This is a genomic window from Agromyces selenitireducens, from assembly GCF_052748465.2.
In genome coordinates, this window is record NZ_CM188259.1 from 2302809 (window position 1) to 2321592 (window position 18784).

Annotated in this window: 13 protein-coding genes; 6 read left to right on the forward strand and 7 right to left on the reverse strand. The window is 71.8% G+C overall.

The window, feature by feature from the left end; translation table 11 throughout:
* Nucleotides 1-19: 19 nt before the first annotated feature.
* From ACULK4_RS10735 to mnmA, 5 genes are all read right to left on the reverse strand, one after another.
* Nucleotides 20-1795, reverse strand: a complete 1776-nt coding sequence (locus ACULK4_RS10735; RefSeq protein WP_445964413.1) for an alkaline phosphatase family protein — start codon at nt 1793-1795, stop codon at nt 20-22.
* 9 nt (nt 1796-1804) lie between these two features.
* Nucleotides 1805-4048, reverse strand: coding sequence for an NAD-dependent DNA ligase LigA (gene ligA, locus ACULK4_RS10740; RefSeq protein WP_445964414.1), 2244 nt, complete (start codon nt 4046-4048; stop codon nt 1805-1807).
* 99 nt (nt 4049-4147) lie between these two features.
* Nucleotides 4148-4969, reverse strand: coding sequence for a hypothetical protein (locus ACULK4_RS10745; RefSeq protein ID WP_445964415.1), 822 nt, complete (start codon nt 4967-4969; stop codon nt 4148-4150).
* Between the two features lie 152 nt (nt 4970-5121).
* A complete protein-coding gene (locus ACULK4_RS10750) occupies nt 5122-5835 on the reverse strand; it encodes a hypothetical protein (protein ID WP_445964416.1) in 714 nt (237 codons plus the stop codon).
* Nucleotides 5836-5994: 159 nt separating this feature from the next.
* Nucleotides 5995-7116 (reverse strand): tRNA 2-thiouridine(34) synthase MnmA, encoded by a 1122-nt coding sequence (gene mnmA / locus ACULK4_RS10755; RefSeq protein WP_445964417.1) that lies wholly within the window; start codon nt 7114-7116, stop codon nt 5995-5997.
* Nucleotides 7117-7148: 32 nt separating this feature from the next.
* Here mnmA and ACULK4_RS10760 point away from each other — a divergent pair, with 32 nt between their 5' ends.
* Nucleotides 7149-7319, forward strand: coding sequence for a hypothetical protein (locus tag ACULK4_RS10760; protein WP_445964418.1), 171 nt, complete (start codon nt 7149-7151; stop codon nt 7317-7319).
* A 73-nt stretch (nt 7320-7392) separates the two neighbouring features.
* Complete coding sequence (gene arfB / locus ACULK4_RS10765) at nt 7393-7830, forward strand: alternative ribosome rescue aminoacyl-tRNA hydrolase ArfB (RefSeq protein WP_445964419.1); 438 nt, start codon at nt 7393-7395, stop codon at nt 7828-7830.
* A gap of 15 nt (nt 7831-7845) precedes the next feature.
* Here the strand turns inward: arfB and ACULK4_RS10770 are convergent, their stop codons facing one another.
* On the reverse strand, nt 7846-9081 hold the full coding sequence (locus ACULK4_RS10770; protein WP_445964420.1) for a cysteine desulfurase family protein: 1236 nt from the start codon (nt 9079-9081) through the stop codon (nt 7846-7848).
* Between the two features lie 50 nt (nt 9082-9131).
* On the opposite strand from ACULK4_RS10770, the gene glgX reads away from it, so the two are divergent.
* The gene (glgX, locus tag ACULK4_RS10775; RefSeq protein WP_445964421.1) at nt 9132-11303 is read left to right on the forward strand and encodes a glycogen debranching protein GlgX; all 2172 of its coding nucleotides are present in this window, start codon (nt 9132-9134) and stop codon (nt 11301-11303) included.
* A complete protein-coding gene (ybaK, locus tag ACULK4_RS10780; RefSeq protein ID WP_445964422.1) occupies nt 11303-11800 on the forward strand; it encodes a Cys-tRNA(Pro) deacylase in 498 nt (165 codons plus the stop codon). Before glgX ends, ybaK begins: the two co-directional genes overlap by 1 nt.
* 57 nt (nt 11801-11857) lie before the next feature.
* Here ybaK and glgP read toward each other — a convergent pair whose 3' ends face one another.
* On the reverse strand, nt 11858-14422 hold the full coding sequence (glgP, locus tag ACULK4_RS10785; protein ID WP_445964423.1) for an alpha-glucan family phosphorylase: 2565 nt from the start codon (nt 14420-14422) through the stop codon (nt 11858-11860).
* A 186-nt stretch (nt 14423-14608) separates the two neighbouring features.
* On the opposite strand from glgP, the gene ACULK4_RS10790 reads away from it, so the two are divergent.
* Both ACULK4_RS10790 and glgB read left to right on the forward strand, forming a co-directional pair.
* Nucleotides 14609-16567 carry an alpha-1,4-glucan--maltose-1-phosphate maltosyltransferase gene (locus ACULK4_RS10790; protein ID WP_445964712.1) on the forward strand — a complete coding sequence of 653 codons (1959 nt, stop codon included), beginning with the start codon at nt 14609-14611 and terminating at the stop codon, nt 16565-16567.
* Nucleotides 16560-18764: a 1,4-alpha-glucan branching protein GlgB gene (gene glgB / locus ACULK4_RS10795; protein WP_445964424.1), complete on the forward strand. Its 2205-nt coding sequence runs from the start codon at nt 16560-16562 to the stop codon at nt 18762-18764. The genes ACULK4_RS10790 and glgB overlap by 8 nt, the downstream gene beginning before the upstream one ends.
* Nucleotides 18765-18784 lie beyond the last annotated feature (20 nt).

The following is an 18784-nucleotide window of genomic DNA, read 5'->3' on the forward strand; positions in this document are numbered from 1 at the left end:
GGAAGGGGTCGCAGCGATTCTATCGAGGCGCGCCGAACAGCCCGGTGCCGTACTTCTGCAGCAGCTCGTACGCCTCGCCGTAGGTCTGCGGGTCGGGTTCGCTGCCGTCGCCGTACTTGGCGATGAGCATGCCGAGCAGGCCGCGCGCGGGCGGGCTGAGCGGCGCGGTGCGGTGGGCGTCGCCCGGGTGCGGCGTCTCGGCCTCGGGGTTCGGCGGCGTGTACTGCGGGGTCGTCTCGGGCCAGGTGAGCGGATGCCGCGGCTCGTCGAGCGTGAGTGCGTTGAGGACGTCGGGGGCGCCGTCGTCGCGGTCGGTGAGCGGGTCGAGGCCGTGGACCTTGCACAGCGTGGCGATGATGGACCCGTGGTGCATGGCGTCGTGGATGATGCCGCCCTGTGCGGTGTACGCGGAGATCGCGATCGCCGGGACGCGGCATCCGAGCCGGTCGAAGGCGAAGCCCATCTCGCCCGGCTTCGCGTCGGCGTGCGGCGGGGTGCCGGCCGGCGGCGCGGCGTGGTCGTAGGTGCCGCCGTGCTCGTCGAAGGTGACGAGCAGCATGGTGTTCATCGCGTTCGAGCCGCCCTCGGTGGCGCTCACGCGGATCGCCGAGTAGATGCGGTGGAGGAGCAGCTCTCCGGCGCGAACGTCTGAGATCGCGCTGTCGGTGACCTCGCGGCCGTCGACCTCGGACTCGCGGAGCGGCCCGACGGGCGGGTGGAAGTCGTTGTGGTCGTAGATCATGCGCGGCTCGACGAACGCGTACGGCGGGAGTTTCCCGTCTGCGACGTCGCTCCAGAACTGCGACATGGGCGCGAAGTGGTCGGTGCGCCAGTACTCCTCGAGCGCGGGCGCGTGGATGAACCCCGTCATCGAGATGATCTGGAGGTCGTCGAAGTAGATGCGCCAGTCGAGGCCGGCGTCCTCGAGCCGGTTGAGGATCGTGGGCGTCGCCTTCGCGTCGAGCCACTTGCGATAGCCCTCCTTGCCGGCGTGGTTGGTGACGAAGCCGTGGGAGGTCGAGGCGTGGAAGAACGACCGGTTGCAGAACGTCTGCGACGGCACCGCGCAGTTCCAGGCGTCGTAGACGGCGAATCCCCGCGCGAGCGTCGAGAGCACCGGCAGCATCTCGGGTGAGAACGCCCCCATGATCTGGTGGATGTCGCGGTGGCCGGCGTCGTGCACGTCGTGCTCGACGTGGTGGGCGTAGTCGGTGACGAACCCGCTCATGGACGCCGCCGCGCCCGCGTCGGGCGCGTTGTAGGGCGCCTTCATGTCGTCGATGGCGGCCGTCGCGTTCGACGCGGGCCGCGTGGTGCCGTAGAGCTGGGTGTTGACGTGCGGGTACTCCTCGCCGGGGTCGGGGTGCGGTCGGCTCATGATGGAGTCGGTGGGGCCGGAGTACACGTGGGCGTGGATGACCTCGCCGTCGGGTGCGGTGTTGGCGTACTCGCCGAATGCGAGGCCGTCGTAGGCGGCCCCGTCGGGGAGCGTGTCGGCGTCGTAGAGCCAGCCGAGGAGATTGTCGAAGGAGCGGTTCTCTCCCATCACGACCACGAGGTGGTCGAACCCGGGCTTCGCCCGCGGGGTCGGCGGCGGCGGAAGCGCGGCGATCCCGGCGGCCCCCTCGGTCACGCCCGCGGAGTGCCCGATCGCGGCGCCGGTCACCCCTGCGGCTCCGCCCGCGACCACGGCGGCTGCTCCGGCGACGCCGCCGAGTTTCAGGAAGTCGCGGCGCGTGGCACCGGTCGGCGCGTCCGCGTGGTCGTGGTCGTGGTCGTGGTCGTCGGAACCCATCGCCCCCCCCTACTGGTCGAGCGCGTCGGGTCCCTTCGTCACGAGGATCGCGAATTGCGCGGCGTCGATGATCCGGATGCCGAGTTCCTCCGCCTTGGCGAGCTTCGAACCGGCGCCCGGGCCCGCCGCGACGAAGTCGGTCTTCTTCGAGACGCTGGACGCCGCCTTGCCCCCTGCCGCGATGATAGCCTCCTGCGCCCCGTCACGGGTGAAGCCGTCGAGGGAGCCGGTCGCGACGACCGTGAGGCCCGAGAGCACGCCGCCGCCCTCGGCGGCGCGGCCCGGGCCCGGATGACCCGGCGTGGAGAACTGCACGCCCGCGGCGGCCCACCGCTCGACGATCTCGCGGTGCCAGTCGACGTCGAACCACTCGATGAGGGAGTCGGCGATGATCGACCCGACGCCCTCGACTTCGGCGAGCTCCTCGCGGCTCGCCGCGCGGATCGCGTCGAGTGAACCGAAGTGGTCGGCGAGCGCGCGCGCCGCGACCGGCCCGACGTGCCGGATGTTCAGCGAGACGAGGATGCGCCAGAGCGGCTTGGTCTTCGCCTTCCGGATCTCGTCGATGAGCTTGATCGCCGACGCGGACGGCTGCGGGCCCTCGAGCCCGGCCCTGCGCTCGGCGCTGGTCGGGTTGCGGCGGAACGGCGCCCGCACCCGCGCGGAGCCGTCGGCCTCGAGTTTCTCGAGCCCGGTCTCGGCGTCGCGCACGACCACCTCGATGGGCGTGAGGTCGGCGACGGTGAGCTCGAACAACCCCGCCTCGGTCGGAAGCGGCGGCTCCGCCGGCACGCGCGGCTGCGTGAGCGCGGCGGCGGAGACCTCGCCGAGCGCCTCGATGTCGAGCGCGCCGCGCGAACCGATGTGCTCGACGCGGCCGCGCACCTGTGCGGGGCACGTGCGCGCGTTCGGGCAGCGCAGGTCGATGTCGCCCTCCTTCATGGGGCGAAGCGGCGTGCCGCACTCGGGGCACTCTGCGGGCATGACGAACTCGCGCTCGCTGCCGTCGCGCAGCTCGACGACGGGACCCAGCACCTCGGGGATCACGTCTCCCGCCTTGCGCAGGACCACCGTGTCGCCGATGAGCACGCCCTTGGCCTTCACGACCTCCTGATTGTGGAGCGTCGCCTGGCGCACGACCGACCCGGCGACGCGGACGGGCTCCATCACGGCATAGGGCGTCGCCCGGCCCGTACGGCCGACGCTCACGACGATGTCGAGCAGCTGCGTGTTGACCTGCTCGGGCGGGTACTTGTAGGCGATCGCCCAGCGCGGGGCGCGGCTCGTGGCGCCCAGTTCGGCGTGCAGGGCCAGCTCGTCGACCTTCACGACCACCCCGTCGATCTCGTGCTCGACCGAGTGCCGGTGCTCGCCGTAGTACGCGACGAACTCCTGCACGCCCTCGATCGAGTCGACGACGCGGTACCGCGTCGAGGTGGGAAGGCCCCAGCCGGTGAGCAGCTCGTACACCTCGGACTGCGCAGCGACGGGGGGGTCGGGCCACGCGCCGACGCCGTGCACGAGCATCTGCAACCCGGAGAGCCTGCGCTGCATGAGCTCGAGCTGCGCGGCGTTCTTGCCTTCGGCCTTCTGGCGCAGCGACCCGCTCGCGGCGTTGCGCGGGTTCGCGAACTCGCGCTCGCCCGACTCGGCCTGCCTGGCGTTCAGCGCGTCGAACGCCTGGGTCGGGAAGAACACCTCCCCGCGCACCTCCACGAGGTCGGGGTGACCCGTGCCCTCGAGCTGCAGCGGGATGCCGGGGATGTAGCGGACGTTCTCGGTCACATCTTCACCGACCCGGCCGTCGCCGCGGGTCGCGGCCGAGATCAGGCGCCCCCGGCGGTATCGCAGGCTCAGCGCGAGCCCGTCGATCTTGAGCTCGCAGAGCCAGTGCACGGCGCGACCCGCCGCGGACTGCGCGCGCACGGCCCAATCGGCGAGTTCGTCGGGCGAGAAGACGTTGTCGAGGCTCAGCATCCGCTCGGCGTGCTCGACCGGCGCGAATAGCGTCGTCTCGCCGCGGCCGCCGACCGTGAGCGTCGGGCTGTCCTGGCTCTGGAGCTCGGGGTAGAGCCGCTCGAGCTCCTCGAGGCGGCGCATCAGCTCGTCGTACTCGGCGTCGCTGATGATCACCGTGTCGCGCTCGTAGTACGCGTCGCGCGCCTCGTTGATGCGGATGGTGAGGTCGGCGACCTCGTCGGTCGCCTCCTCGCGGGTGGGGGCCGCGGGTGCGGTCTCGTCGACGGATGCCACGTGGCCAGCCTAACGAGGCCCACCGACCGAGCGCGGGCACCGAGCGGGGTGCGCAGCCCCCACCGCGCACCCCTCTTCGGCCCTGCACTCCCCCAAGCGCTAGGCGCCGAAGCCGGCAGCGTCCACCTTCCGGTGATACCGGGTGCCGGTCTTTCCGCCGAGGATCGCGCCGCCGAGGCTCGCCGCGATGACGAGCACGAGCGTCACGATGCCGGCGACGGTGAGGTCGCCCTCGGTCACCGGGATGCGCGGGAACGTGTTGAGGTTGGCCAGGACGTCGTACTGGCTGCCCGCGATCGCCGCGATCGCGGCGCCCACGAGCGCGATGAGCACGGCCCACAGCCACACCGCGATGCCCTGCTTCATGCCGTTGAAGCGGGCCATCCGGCCGGCGACGTAGCCGCCGGCGAAGTACGCGACGAACAGGATGACGACGAGCGCGATGATCCCGACGATGCCGATGGTGGCCGCGTTCTCCGCGGCGGCCTCGTCGACCTGCTCGCCGAGCGTGCCGAGCCCCAGTGCTGCGCCGGTCGCCGCGAGCAGCGTGGTGAGCAGTACCGCCACGCCGACGGCGGTCAGCCAGCCGAAGAATGCCGAGCCGAACTTCATGCCGCCGAAGCGTTCGCGCTCGCGGTCGACGACGGCGGCGCGCACTGCAGGGTCTGCCACCGGCCGGTCGTGCACGACGCGTCGGTCGTCGGCGACGACCTCGCGGTCGTCCGCGACGCCGTCGCGGTCGCGGTCGACGTAGGCGCGGTCGTCGGCCACGCCGTCGCCGTCACGGTCGACACGGGTGCGGCCTCGGTCGTCGACGACCTCGCGGTCGTCACGGATGCCGTCTCCGTCGCGGTCGGTGCCGCGCGGGTCGGTGGGAGCCGTGTACGGGTCACGGCCGGGTCGATCGGATGAGGTGCTCATTGTTGGGTCCCCTCTCGTCGGGCGCCGCGCAGCGATCAGGCTTGCGGCGCGCCTGCGACTGTACGACGATCGGCGCGCGGCGGCACGGGCCTTGACAAGCGGCGACGCGCCGCACTACGCGCGTGCAGGGAACGCTCGGTGGGCGCTCAGCTTCAGGCGGCCAGGCCGGCTCGATCCACCCGCCGGTGGTAGCGAACCCCGAGGTGCCCACCGAGGATCGCACCGCCCAGGGTCACGGCGACGACCACGACCGCAGCGCCGATCCAGGCGGTGAGGCGGAGATCGTCCGGCACGGGGACGGCCCGAACCGCGCTCAGCACTGCGTCCTCCAGCCCGAGTCGTGCGCCCAGCACCGCGGCGACGACGCCCACGATGACGGCGATGACGACGGCCCACAGCCAGACCACGAGTCCCTGCGCGACACCGCTGAATCGTGACATCCGCCCCGCCACGTAGCCGCCGCAGTAGAAGGAGGCGAACACGATCGCGAGCAGCGTGCCGACGACGATCCATCCGATCGTCAGCGCGTCGAACGGCCCGATGTCACCGGACCCCCACGGGTCCGGGACCACATCCAACTCGAGCACCGTATCTGCGGCCACGAGGAGCCCGGCGAGGAGGGCGGCCGTCGCTGCCGCGATCAGCCAACCGAAGAAGCCCGAGCCGACCTTCGGCCCGCCGAACGCCTCGCGCTGGCGTTCGGTGGCCTCTTCGGCGGTGAGCGGCCGGGCGTCGGTGAACTCGTCCCACGGGTCGGGTTGCGTCTCGACGGCGGTCATCACGACCGCAGTCGGCGCGGTGTCGAGCTTGCGGAACGGCTCGGCGGGGTCACGGTTCGGGTCGGCGGGATACAGCGGATAGGACACGGCAACTCCTCATCGTCCGCGGCAGCCGGGGCGGGGGGATCGCTGCGGCGCGAACCTACGAGAATCTACGCCAATGACGGCCCGGATGTCACCCGTTCGGGTGACGGAGTCAACGCGAGTCGCGGTGAGCGGATGCCGCGAGCCGACGTGAGGCGACGCTCAGGCGCCGGCGGGCACCGCACTCACGGTGCGGTCGATCGTGCACTGGCCGAGCACGCGCGTGCCGACGTACACCACCGCGGTCTGGCCGGGCGCGACGCCGCCGAGCGGCTCGACGGGCGTGATGACGAGCTCGGCCGTGCCGGCGGCATCCGTCACCAGCTTCGCGACCGCGGGCACCGGGTCGGCGTGCGCGCGGATCTGCACCTCGCAGGCGAACGGCTCGGTCGGCTCGGCGGGCGGCTGGCCCGCCCAGGTGAAGCGCGAACCGGCGAGCTCGCCGATCGCGAGGGCCTCCTTCGGGCCGACGACGACGGTGTTCTCCTTCGGGCGTACCTCGAGGACGAAGCGCGGCTTGCCGTCGGGGGCGGGCGTGCCGAGGCGCAGCCCGCGTCGCTGCCCGACCGTGTAGGCGTGTGCGCCCTCGTGCGAGCCGACCACCTCGCCTGACCGGTCGACGATGTCGCCCGTGGCCGTGCCGACCTTGTCGGCGAGCCAGCCACGGGTGTCGCCGTCGGGGATGAAGCAGATGTCGTGGGAATCGGGCTTCTGCGCGACGCTGAGGCCGCGCCGCGCCGCCTCTTCGCGCACGAGCTGCTTCGACGGGGTGTCGCCGAGCGGGAAGAACGCGTGCGCGAGCTGCTCGGCCGTGAGCACGCCGAGCACGTAGCTCTGGTCCTTCGCCCACGCGCTCGCGCGGTGCAGCTCGCGGTTGCCCGCGGCATCCGTCACGATCGTCGCGTAGTGGCCGGTGCACACGGCGTCGAAGCCGAGCGCGAGGGCCTTCTCGAGCAGCGCGGCGAACTTGATGCGCTCGTTGCACCGCATGCACGGGTTCGGGGTGCGGCCGGCCGAGTACTCGGCGATGAAGTCGTCGACGACGTCGGCCTTGAAGCGCTCGGAGAAGTCCCACACGTAGTACGGGATGCCGAGCACGTTCGCGGCGCGCTGGGCGTCCATCGAGTCCTCGATCGTGCAGCAGCCGCGGCTGCCCGTGCGCAGCGTGCCGGGCATGCGGCTGAGCGCCAGGTGCACGCCGACCACGTCGTGCCCGGCGTCGACGGCGCGCGCGGCCGCGACGGCGCTGTCGACGCCGCCGCTCATGGCTGCCAGGACTCGCATGGGTTCCAGTGTACGAACCCTGTGCTGAACGGATGCCGCAGATGGGCGCCGGTGCGATCGGCGCCCTTTCAGGGACAGTCGATCGCGCCCGCGATCCGATACTCGGTTCGCTGAACGCGCGATCCGGCGCGAACCTGGATCGGCTGGTCCGGCAACTCGCCGACGCAGCGTATCCGCACGTCGAAGACCCCGTGACCCACTGAGCCGAGCGGCACCATGTGCTCATTCAGGGGATCGATATGCGGGCCATCGCGAGGGCAGGAGGATGATGGATCAATGCCCGCGCCCCACCGTCCCGGTCTTCGGGTCGACTCAGGTCTCACCATCCCCGAGTCCGAGCTGTCCTGGCGGTTCTCGCGGTCGTCCGGTCCCGGCGGGCAGGGCGTGAACACTGCCGACTCCCGAGCGGAACTCGTGTGGAATGTGGCAGGCTCGGACGTTCTCACTCCGCTTCAGCGGGAGCGACTCCTCGAGCGTCTGAGCGGTCGCCTCGTCGACGGAGTACTCACGATCACCGCCTCCGAGCACCGCGCGCAACTGCGCAACAGGAACGCTGCGCGCGCTCGGCTCGCCGCTGTCGTGGCCGACGCCCTGCGGCCGCCGTCGCCATCGCGACGACCGACCCGGCCGAGTCGCGGCGCCAAGGAACGGCGCCTGGAAGCGAAGAAGCGGCGCACCGACGTCAAGCGACTGCGTCGCCCGCCTCACGACTGACCCCCGAGGTCGCAGTCAGCGGTCGAAGCTCGTCGCCCGCCCCGCCATGCCGGCGCGCGTCGCGCGCTCGACCGCGGCGGGCAGCGCCGCGAGGAACGCGTCGACGTCGGCCTCCGTCGTCGACCACCCGAGCGTGATCCGCAGCGCGCCGCGTGCCTCCTCCTCGGTGCGGCCCATCGCGAGCAGCACGTGCGACGGCTCGGGCACGCCCGCCTGGCACGCCGACCCGGTCGAGACGTTGACGCCCGCGGCGTCCAGCAGGAACAGCAGCGAGTCGCCCTCGCATCCGGCGAACGAGAAATGCGCGTTGCCGGGCAGCCTCCCGGCCGGGTCGGGGTCGCCAGAGAGCCGCGCCGCGGGCACGGACGCCGCGACCCCCGCCACCAGGCGGTCGCGCAGGCGCGCCATCCGCTCGTTCTCGATCTCGACGCGCTCGAACGTCGCGCGCGCGGCCGCCGCGAACCCGGCCGCCGCGGCGACGTCCTGCGTGCCCGAGCGGATGCGGCGCTGCTGCCCCCCGCCGTGCAGCAGCGGCTCGATGCGCGTCGACCGGTCGAGCACGAGCGCGCCGATCCCGACCGGTCCCCCGATCTTGTGCGCCGAGAGGCTGATCGCGACGAGACCGGCCCCGTCCGGTGCGCGCGACTCGCGACGCACGCCGTGCAGGTCGATCGGCACGTGACCGTAGGCCGCGATCGCGTCGACGTGCAGCGGCACGCCCGCGCGCGCACACAGCTCGGCGACTTGCCTCACCGGCTCGATCGTGCCGACCTCGTTGTTGGCCTGCAGCATCGTGACGAGGGCGACGGATGCCGCGTCCCGCTCGAGCTCCGCGGCGAGCGCGTCGACCCGCAGCCGACCGAGCTCGTCGAGCGGCGACTCCACGATCTCGGCGCCGTCGACCCCTGCGAGCCAGTCGAGCGCGTCGATCGTGGCATGGTGCTCGCCGCCCGGGACGAGGATGCGCCGAGCACCGGCCCCGGCGGCCCGACGCCAGAACAGCCCCTTCACGCCGAGGTTCACGGCCTCGGTACCACCGCCGGTGAAGACCACCTCGATGGGGTCGGCCCCCACTGTCGCCGCGACCTGCTCACGCGCCTCCTCGAGCAGCCGCTTCGCCTCCTGCCCCGCGGAATGGATCGACGAGGGGTTGCCGACGACGCGCAGCGCCCGCGTGACCGCATCGATCGCCTCGGGGCGCATGGGCGTGGTGGCCGCGTGGTCGAGGTAGACGGGGTCGCGGCGGAGCATCGGGCACCTCCTGAACGGGAACCGGTTCCCTACGAACTACTCTAGATCGCATGTCCCCCGCCGATTCGCTCCACGATCTCGGCGTGCGCACCGGACCGGAGGGCGGCACGATCCGCGTCTGGTCGGCGCACGCCACGTCGGTGGAGCTGGTCGTGTTCGACGACGACGACCTCGACTGGGCGGCCGTCCGCGTGCCGCTCGATCGCGACGGAGACGGCGTGTGGGAGGCGACATCCGCTGCCCTCACCCCGGGGGCGCGCTACGGGCTGCGCGTCGACGGGCCGACCGGGATCGAGCACGCGTTCAACCCGGTGCACACCCTGCTCGACCCATGGGCGCGCGGGCTCCGGCCCGCCCCCGACGGTTCGTGGCGAGGCGTCGCGCTCGACTCGCTCGCGGCCGAAGGCTTCGACTGGGGAGGTGTCGGCAAGCCGCGCATCCCGCTCGACCACACGGTGGTCTACGAGACCCACCTGAAGGGGTTCAGCCGGCTGAACGAGCGCATCCCCGAGCGGCTGCGCGGCACGTACGCCGGGCTCGCCCATGACGCCTCCCTCGAGTACCTGACCGGCCTCGGCGTGACCACGGTCGAGCTCCTCCCCGTGCAGGCCTTCGTGCCCGAGGAGCGCCTGGTGCGCCAGGGCCAGGTGAACTACTGGGGCTACAACACGCTCGGCTTCTTCGCCCCGCACGCGCCGTACGCGAGCCCCGACGCGCAGGCAGGCGGCCCGGCAGCGGTGCGCCGCGAGTTCGCGGGCATGGTCAAGCGCATGCACGAGGTCGGCCTCGAGGTCGTGCTCGACGTCGTCTACAACCACACCGCCGAAGAGGGCCGGCGGGGCCCGACGTACAGCTTCCGCGGCATCGACAACGCGTCGTACTACCGCCACGACGTGCACGGCCGGTACGTGGACACGACCGGGTGCGGCAACACGCTCGACTTCGGCACGGAGGCCGCGATGCGCCTCGTGCTCGACTCGATGCGGTACTGGGCCGACGAGTTGCAGGTCGACGGGTTCCGGCTCGACCTCGCCGCGACGCTCGGCCGCGACGCGCTCGGCTCCTACTCCCCCGACCATCCGCTGCTGCAGGCGATGCTCGCCGACCCGGTGATCGGCGCGGGCAGGCTCATCGCCGAACCGTGGGACGTGGGCCCGTTCGGTTGGCAGACGGGCAACTTCGCCCCCGGCTTCACCGAGTGGAACGACCGCTACCGCGACCGCATGCGCGACTTCTGGCTCGGCGACCTGCGTCGCGAGCGGCGCGGCGAACCCGGCAGCGGCATCGGTCGGTTCGCGACGCGCCTCGCAGGGTCGGCGAACACGTTCGCGCACGAGCGCGGACCGCTCGCCAGCCTGAACTTCATCACCGCGCACGACGGGTTCACGCTCGCCGACCTCGCCGCGTACGACGTCAAGCATAACCTCGGCAACGGCGAGCACAACCGCGACGGGTCCGACCACAACAACTCCTACAACCACGGCGTCGAAGGGCCGACGGATGACGCGGGCGTCGCGGCGGCCCGCCGCCGCAGCATCCGCAACCTGCTCGGCACGCTGCTGCTGTCGGCGGGCGTGCCCATGCTCACCGCGGGTGACGAGTACGGACGCAGCCAGCGCGGCAACAACAACGCGTACTGCCACGACTCGGAGCTGACCTGGCTGGCGTGGGATCCGTCCGAGCGCGACGCCGCCCTCGAGACGACGACCCGCCACCTGCTGCGCCTGCGACGCGAGCACCCTGCGCTCCGGCCGGTCCGGTACGGTCGCTTCGGCGAGCGCGTGCCGAGCGCGTCGCAGATGGACTGGTACAACGCCCTCGGCGAGACGATGACGATCGACCACTGGAACGACCCGTCGCAGCGCACGCTGCAGTTCCTTGCCGCGTCGACGCCCGAGTTCGAGGACTTCAACCGCATCCTGCTCGTCGTGCACGCCTCCGAGAGCGGCGCCGAGGTGCTGCTGCCCGCCCACCCGGGCGTCGACGACTACGAGCTCCTTTGGGACTCGGCGCGCGATGAACCCGACGGCGAGATCGGCACGCGGATGCTGCCGGGAGAGCGGCTCGCGATGGCTCCGCAGTCGATGCGGCTGTTCCGCGCGCACGGCGAACCCGCGCCCGTCGTCGTGGACGTCGCGGCCGAGGACACGACCGACGGCTCCCCCGACGCCGCCGGCGAGGTCGCCCGCGAGACGCTGCCCGATACGGATCGGACCGGCTGATGGCGAGGAAGTCGGATGGCAGTGCCGGCACGCCCGCGACGGTCGCGCTCACGCGTGCCGGCATCCGCTTCACCGCACTCGCCTACGAGCACGACCCGCGCGCCGCCGCGTACGGGCTCGAGGCCGCCGAGAAGTTGGGTATCGCGCCCGAGCGGGTGTTCAAGACGCTCCTCGCGAACGTGGACGGGTCGCTCGCGGTCGGCATCGTGCCGGTCGCGGAGCAGCTCGACCTGAAGGCGCTCGCGGCCGCGCTCGGGGGCAAGCGCGCCGAGATGGCCGATCCCGCGCTGGCCGAGCGCAAGACGGGCTACGTCGTCGGCGGCATCAGTCCGATCGGGCAGAAGGTCGCGCTGCCGACGGTGCTCGACGAGAGGGCGATCCTCCACGAGACGATCCTCGTGTCGGGCGGGCGACGCGGCCTCGACCTCGAACTCGCGCCCGACGACCTCCTCGCCGTCACGAACGGCCGCTACGCCCCCATCGCCCGCCCCCGCTGACCCCTCCGCGGGTCGAGGAGGCACTTCTGTGCCGCCCTCGACCGCTCGAGGACTTCGTCAACCGGCGGCGGCGACCAGGCCGAGCTCGGCGGGCGAACGCAGCAGCGGATGCCGCGGCACGATCCGCACCGTGTACCCGAAGGCCCCGGCCCGGTCGAGCGTGATCGTGCCCGTGTAGATGCGGGTCGCGGCATCCGTCGTCGAGGTGCCGTCGGGCTCGAGCGCCGCCACACGAGCGTTCTCGATGCGGTCGTCGCCGTGCGAATGCCCGTAGACGACCTCGACGGACACGTCGTCCGGGCTCAGCCACCCGAGTGCGACGTGCGCGCGCAGGTGCAGCTCGTCGCCGACGTGCGGAGTCGACTCGAGGCCGCCCGACTCGACGTGCGAGACCTGCACGCCCTCCCATGCGGCGCGCACGCCCGCGACCCACTCGGCGAGCTCGCGTGCGGGCTTCGCGCCGTCCGCGCCGACGATCGCAGCGTGCTCGGCCGCGGGCCGGTACAGCCGCTCGACGTACTCGCGCACCATGCGGTCGGCGCCGAGCTCGGGCGACAGGTTCGCGAGGGTCCGGCGCATGCGCGCCATCCACTCGGTCGGCACGCCGTCGTGGTCGCGGTCGTAGAACAGGCGCGTGATGCGGTGCTCGAGCAGGTCGTAGAGGGCGGATGCCTCGAGCCGGTCGCGTTCCCCGGCATCGGGCGCGGCATCCGCGGTGGGGATGACCCAGCCGTGGTCGTCGGCGGCGTACTCGGCCCACCAGCCGTCGAGGATCGACAGGTTGAGCGCACCGTTCATCGCGGCCTTCATGCCGGATGTGCCGCACGCCTCGAGCGGGCGGAGCGGGTTGTTCATCCAGACGTCGCAGCCCGGGTAGAGGCGCTCGGCCATGCCCATGTCGTAGTCGGGCAGGAACACCATGCGCTCGCGGAGCTCGGGGCGCTGCGCGAACTGCACGAGCCGCTGGATGAGGCGCTTGCCCTCCTCGTCCGCCGGGTGGGCCTTGCCGGCGATCACGAACTGCACCGGGCGGTCGGGATTCGTGAGGATCGCCGCGAGGCGCTCGGGGTCCTGCAGCATGAGCGTGAGGCGCTTGTACGTGGGCACGCGGCGCGCGAAGCCGATGGTCAGCACGTCGGGGTCGAGCACGCGGCGCACCCAGTCGGGCGCCGCGGCGCCGGAGTGCTGGTCGGCCCACGCAGCGGTGAGGCGCCGGCGGGCGTCCTCGACGAGTTGCAGGCGCATCCCGCGCTTGACGCTCCAGAGTTCGGCGTCGCTCACGGCGGGGCTCAGCCAGTCGGCGTGCTCCGTGTCAGCCGTCCCGAGGTTGGCTTCGGCGAGCGCGATGAGCGCCGGGTCGGTCCAGGTCGGCGCGTGCACGCCGTTGGTGACCGACGTGATCGGCACCTCGTCGGCGTCGAAGCCCGGCCACAGGTCGGCGAACATGGTGCGGCTCACTTCGCCGTGGAGCTTCGAGACCCCGTTGGCGCGCTGTGCGAGCCGCAGGCCCATGAACGCCATGTTGAACGCGGACTCGTCGGGGTGCGCGCCCGGCTCGAGGCCGAGCGGCAGCGCGTCGGCCGGGTCGATGCCGGGCAGCAGGCCCGACTCGAGGTACCGGGCGACGAGGCCCGTGTCGAAGCGGTCGATGCCCGCGGGCACTGGCGTGTGCGTCGTGAACACGGTGCCGGCGCGCACGAGTTGCAGCGCCTCGCCGAAGGTCATGCCGTCGCGGATGCACGCGGAGATGCGCTCGAGGCCGAGGAAGCCCGCGTGCCCCTCATTCATGTGGAACACGTCCGGGAAGTGTCGGCCGGTGAGCTCGCTCCAGGCGCGCAGCGCACGAACGCCGCCGACGCCGAGCAGGAGCTCCTGCTGCAGTCGGTGCTCGCCACCGCCGCCGTAGAGCCGGTCGGTGACCTGGCGCAGGTCGTCGTCGTTCGCGGGGATGTCGGTGTCGAGCAGCAGCAGCGGCACGCGCCCGATCGCGGCCTGCCAGACGCGCGCGTGCAGCCTGCGGCCGCCGGGCACGGCGAGCGTGACCTGCACGGGCGTGTCATCCGCCCGCCGCAGCACCGAGAGGGGCAACCCGTCGGGGTCGAGCGCCGGGTAGCGCTCCTGTTGCCAGCCGTCGGGCGCGATGGCCTGCGAGAAGTACCCGGCCTTGTAGAAGAGGCCGACGGCCACGAGGGGCACGCCGAGGTCGGATGCCGCCTTGAGGTGATCGCCGGCGAGGATGCCGAGACCGCCCGAATACTGCGGCAGGGCCGCGGTGATGCCGAACTCGGGCGAGAAGTACGCGATCGTCTTCGGCGTCTCGGCACCGAGCGATTGGAACCAGCGCGGTTCGCCGAGGTACTCGCGGAGGCCGGCCCGTTCGCGCTCGGCCCAGCCGATGTAGTGCTCGTCGTGGGCGAGCTCGTCGAGCCGGCGGGGCTCGACGTCGCCGAGGAACGCGATCGGGTCGCGCCCGGAACGATGCCAGCCGACGGGGTCGATGTGCTCGAACAGGCGCTTCGTCGGCTCGTGCCACGACCACCGGAGGTTCGCGGCGAGCTCCTCGAGCGCACCCAGCTGCGGCGGCACCACGGCCCGGACGGTGAACTTGCGGATCGGCTTCACGGGACAACCCTAAGCGTGCGCGTGTGTCGTCGAGGTGAACGGGACTCGCGGCCGGCGGATCGACGGGCGGCACCGCCACACCCGCAACCCGCCCTGCCGTTCCCAACCCATCCACGCTACGGTCGGAACGTGACCAGCCGAACCGTGCTCGCCGGCCGGATCCCAGTGACCCGGCTCACGCCCGCTCTGCCCGATCCGCGTTGGAACCCGAAGGCGTTCTCCGGGGAGGTGGTCCCGTTCGGCGCCACGGTGTTCAGAGAGGGGCACGACCTGGTGGGGGCGATGCTCGTGCTCACGAGTCCGTCCGGCGTCGAGCAGCGCCACCGCATGCGCGCCGGAGCGCCCGGCACCGATCGCTGGGAGGCGAAGGTGCGCCTCGACGAGCTCGGCACCTGGCGCTGGCACGTGACCGGCTTCGGCGACGAGATCGGCACGTGGGTGCACGACGCCGAGGTGAAGATCGACGCGGGCGTCGACGTCGACCTCATGTACGAGATCGGCGCGCGCCTGGCCGACCGGGCCGCTGCCGAGACCAGCCGCCCGGCGTCGGTGCGCAAGCTCCTCAAGGCGTACGCGGCATCGCTGCGTGACACGGACGCCGCGGCATCCGACCGCCGTGCCCTGCTCGAGAGCCCGCTGCTCGCCGAGTTCGACCAGCGCCCGCTCGCGAGGTTCGCGACCGACTCGGAGGAGCACGAGATCCACGTCGAGCGCCGGCGCGCCGGCGTAGGGTCCTGGTACGAGTTCTTCCCGCGCTCGGAGGGAGCGCGGCGGTTCAAGAACGGCGCGTGGAAGTCGGGCACGTTCCGCACCGCGCAGAAGCGGCTCGACGGCGTCGCCGCGATGGGCTTCGACGTGGTCTACCTGCCGCCGATCCACCCGATCGGGGTCGCGTTCCGCAAGGGACCGAACAACACCCTGAACCCGGGCCCCAACGATCCGGGCTCGCCCTGGGCGATCGGCGGGGCCGCGGGAGGGCACGACGCGGTGCACCCCGACCTCGGCACCCTCGCCGACTTCCGCGCGTTCGTACGTCGCGCCGCCGCGCTCGGCATCGAGATCGCCCTCGACCTCGCGCTGCAGGCCTCCCCCGACCATCCCTGGGTCACCGAGCACCCGGAGTGGTTCACGACCCTCCCCGACGGCACGATCGCGTACGCCGAGAACCCGCCGAAGAAGTACCAGGACATCTACCCGATCAACTTCGACGACGACTTCGAGGGCCTCGTCGTCGAGGTGACCCGCATCGTGCGGCACTGGATGAAGCAGGGCGTGCGCATCTTCCGCGTCGACAACCCGCACACCAAGCCGCTCGCGTTCTGGGAGCGGCTCATCGGCGACATCAACGCGACCGACCCCGACGTGGTGTTCCTCGCCGAGGCGTTCACGCGCCCGGCGATGATGCAGGCGCTCGCGATGGTCGGCTTCCAGCAGTCGTACTCGTACTTCACGTGGCGGAACACCAAGCAGGAACTCGAGGAGTTCCTGACGAGCGTGTCGCAGGAGACCGCCGACTTCATGCGGCCGAACCTGTTCGTGAACACGCCCGACATCCTCACCGAGTACCTCCAGTTCGGCGGGCCGGCCGCATTCACGGTGCGCGCAACGATCGCCGCGACCGCCGCGCCCACGTGGGGCGTGTACTCGGGCTTCGAGCTGTTCGAGTCCGTCGCGCGCCCCGGCGCCGAAGAGGCGATCGACAACGAGAAGTACGAGTACAAGCCGCGCGACTTCGCCGCAGCCGCGGCCGAGGGCCGGTCGCTCGCGCTCTACCTCGGCATCCTCAACCGCATCCGCAACGACCACCCCGCGCTCGGCCAGCTGCGCAACATCCGCTTCCACCGCAGCGAGGACGACTCGGTGCTGGTGTACTCCAAGCACCTCGAGGGTCGCTTCATCGACGGCCGCGCCGACGATGACCACGACACCCTCATCGTCGTCGCGAACGTCGACCCGCACTCGGTCCGCGAGACCACCGTGCACCTCGACCTCGAGGCGATCTCCCTCGCGCCCGACGCGACCTTCCAGGTCGAGGACCTGGTGACCGGCGACCGCTGGGAGTGGGGCGCGCACGACTACGTGCGCCTCGACGCGTTCACCCAACCCGCCCACATCCTCCGAGTGATTCGAGGCACGGATGCCTGAGACCGCCACCGCCACGCCCCCGCCCGTCGACGACGGGCTGCTGCAGGCCGTCGCCGAGGGTCGCCACCACGATCCCCACTCGGTCCTCGGGGCGCACGCCTTCGATGTCGCCCGGGAGGGCGGATCCCACACCGCGATCCGCGTGCGGCGCCCGCTCGCGGCATCCGTCACCGCACTGCTCGACGACGGCACCGAGGTGCCGCTGGCACATGCCGCCCACGGCATCTGGGCCGGCGCGGGCGCGTTCGGCGCGATGGGCTACCGCGTGCGGGCCCGCTACGACGACGGCAGCGAGTGGATCGCGGACGACCCGTACCGGTACGCGCCCACCATCGGCGAGCTCGACCTTCACCTGATCACCGAGGGCCGCCACGAGGAACTGTGGAAGGTGCTCGGCGCGAACCACCGGGAGTACGACTCGCCGGTCGGCGCGCTGCGCGGCGTCTCGTTCACCGTGTGGGCGCCCCGCGCCCGAGCGGTGCGCGTCGTCGGCGACTTCAACCACTGGGACGGCGTCGGCCACTCCATGCGCAACATGGGCGCCTCGGGCGTGTGGGAGCTGTTCGTCCCCGACGTCGAGCCCGGCGCCGCGTACAAGTTCGAGATCCTCACCCAGTGGGACCAGTGGATCATGAAGGCCGACCCCATGGCGCGCCGCGCCGAGGTCGCCCCCGCGACCGCCTCGGTCGTCGCGACCACGACGCACGAGTGGGGCGATGGCGAGTGGATGTCACGGCGCGCGGAGTCCAACGCGCACGAGCTGCCCATGAGCGTCTACGAGCTCCACCTCGGCTCGTGGCGCCCCGGCAAGGGGTACCGCGACGTCGCGGACGAGCTCATCGAGTACCTGCAGTGGCTGGGCTACACCCACGTGGAGTTCATGCCCCTGGCGGAGCATCCGTTCGGCGGCTCGTGGGGGTACCAGGTCACCGGCTACTTCGCGATCACCTCGCGCTTCGGCAGCCCCGACGACCTCAAGTACCTCATCGACCGCCTGCACCAGGCCGGCATCGGCGTGCTCATGGACTGGGTGCCCGGGCACTTCCCGAAGGACGAGTGGGCGCTCGCACGCTTCGACGGCGAGGCGCTGTACGAGCACCCCGACCCGCGCCGCGGCGAGCAGAAGGACTGGGGCACGCTCGTCTTCGACTACGGCAACCCTCGAGTGCGGAACTTCCTCGTCGCGAACGCCCTGTTCTGGCTCGAGGAGATGCACGTCGACGGCCTGCGCGTCGACGCGGTCGCCTCGATGCTCTACCTCGACTACTCGCGCGAGGAGGGCGAGTGGCTGCCCAACTGGTACGGCGGGCGCGAGCACCTCGAGGCGATCGGCTTCCTGCAGGAGGCCACGGCGACCGCGTACAAGCGAAACCCCGGCACCGTGATGATCGCCGAGGAGTCCACGTCGTGGCCCGGCGTCACCGCCACGACCTCGTCGGGCGGTCTCGGCTTCGGCTACAAGTGGAACATGGGGTGGATGCACGACACCCTGCAGTACATCCAGCGCGACCCGATGTACCGCTCGCATCACCACGGCGAGCTCACGTTCTCGTTCCTCTACGCGTTCAGCGAGCACTTCATCCTGCCGATCAGCCACGACGAGGTCGTGCACGGCAAGGGCTCGCTCGTGCGCAAGATGCCGGGCGACCACTGGCAGCAGCTCGCGAACACGCGCGCCTACCTGGCGTACATGTGGGCGCACCCCGGCAAGCAGTTGCTCTTCATGGGGCAGGAGTTCGGGCAGCTGTCCGAATGGAGCGAGGAACGGGGACTCGACTGGTGGATCCTCGACCAGCCGAGCCACCGGCAGCTCGCCGAGCTCGTCGGCCAGCTGAATCGCCGCTATCGCGAGACGCCCGCGCTGTGGCAGCTCGACGACGACTCGGCCGGATTCGAGTGGGTCGAGGGCGGCGCTGCCGAGCTGAACGTGATCGCGTTCCTCCGGTACGACCGCGATCGCCGGCCGCTGCTGTGCATCGTGAACTTCGCCGGGCGGCCGCACGAGGACGTCCGCTTCGGCCTGCCGTTCGCGGGCCGCTGGCGTGAGGTGCTCAACACGGATGCCGCGGAGTACGGCGGCTCGGGCGTCGGCAACTTCGGCGGGGTCGACGCGACCGGCGAGCCGTGGGCGGGTCGACCCGCCTCGGCGCCGTTCACGCTGCCGCCGCTCGCCGCGGTGTGGTTCCAGCCCGAGTAGCACTGCGGGTCGAGGAGGCC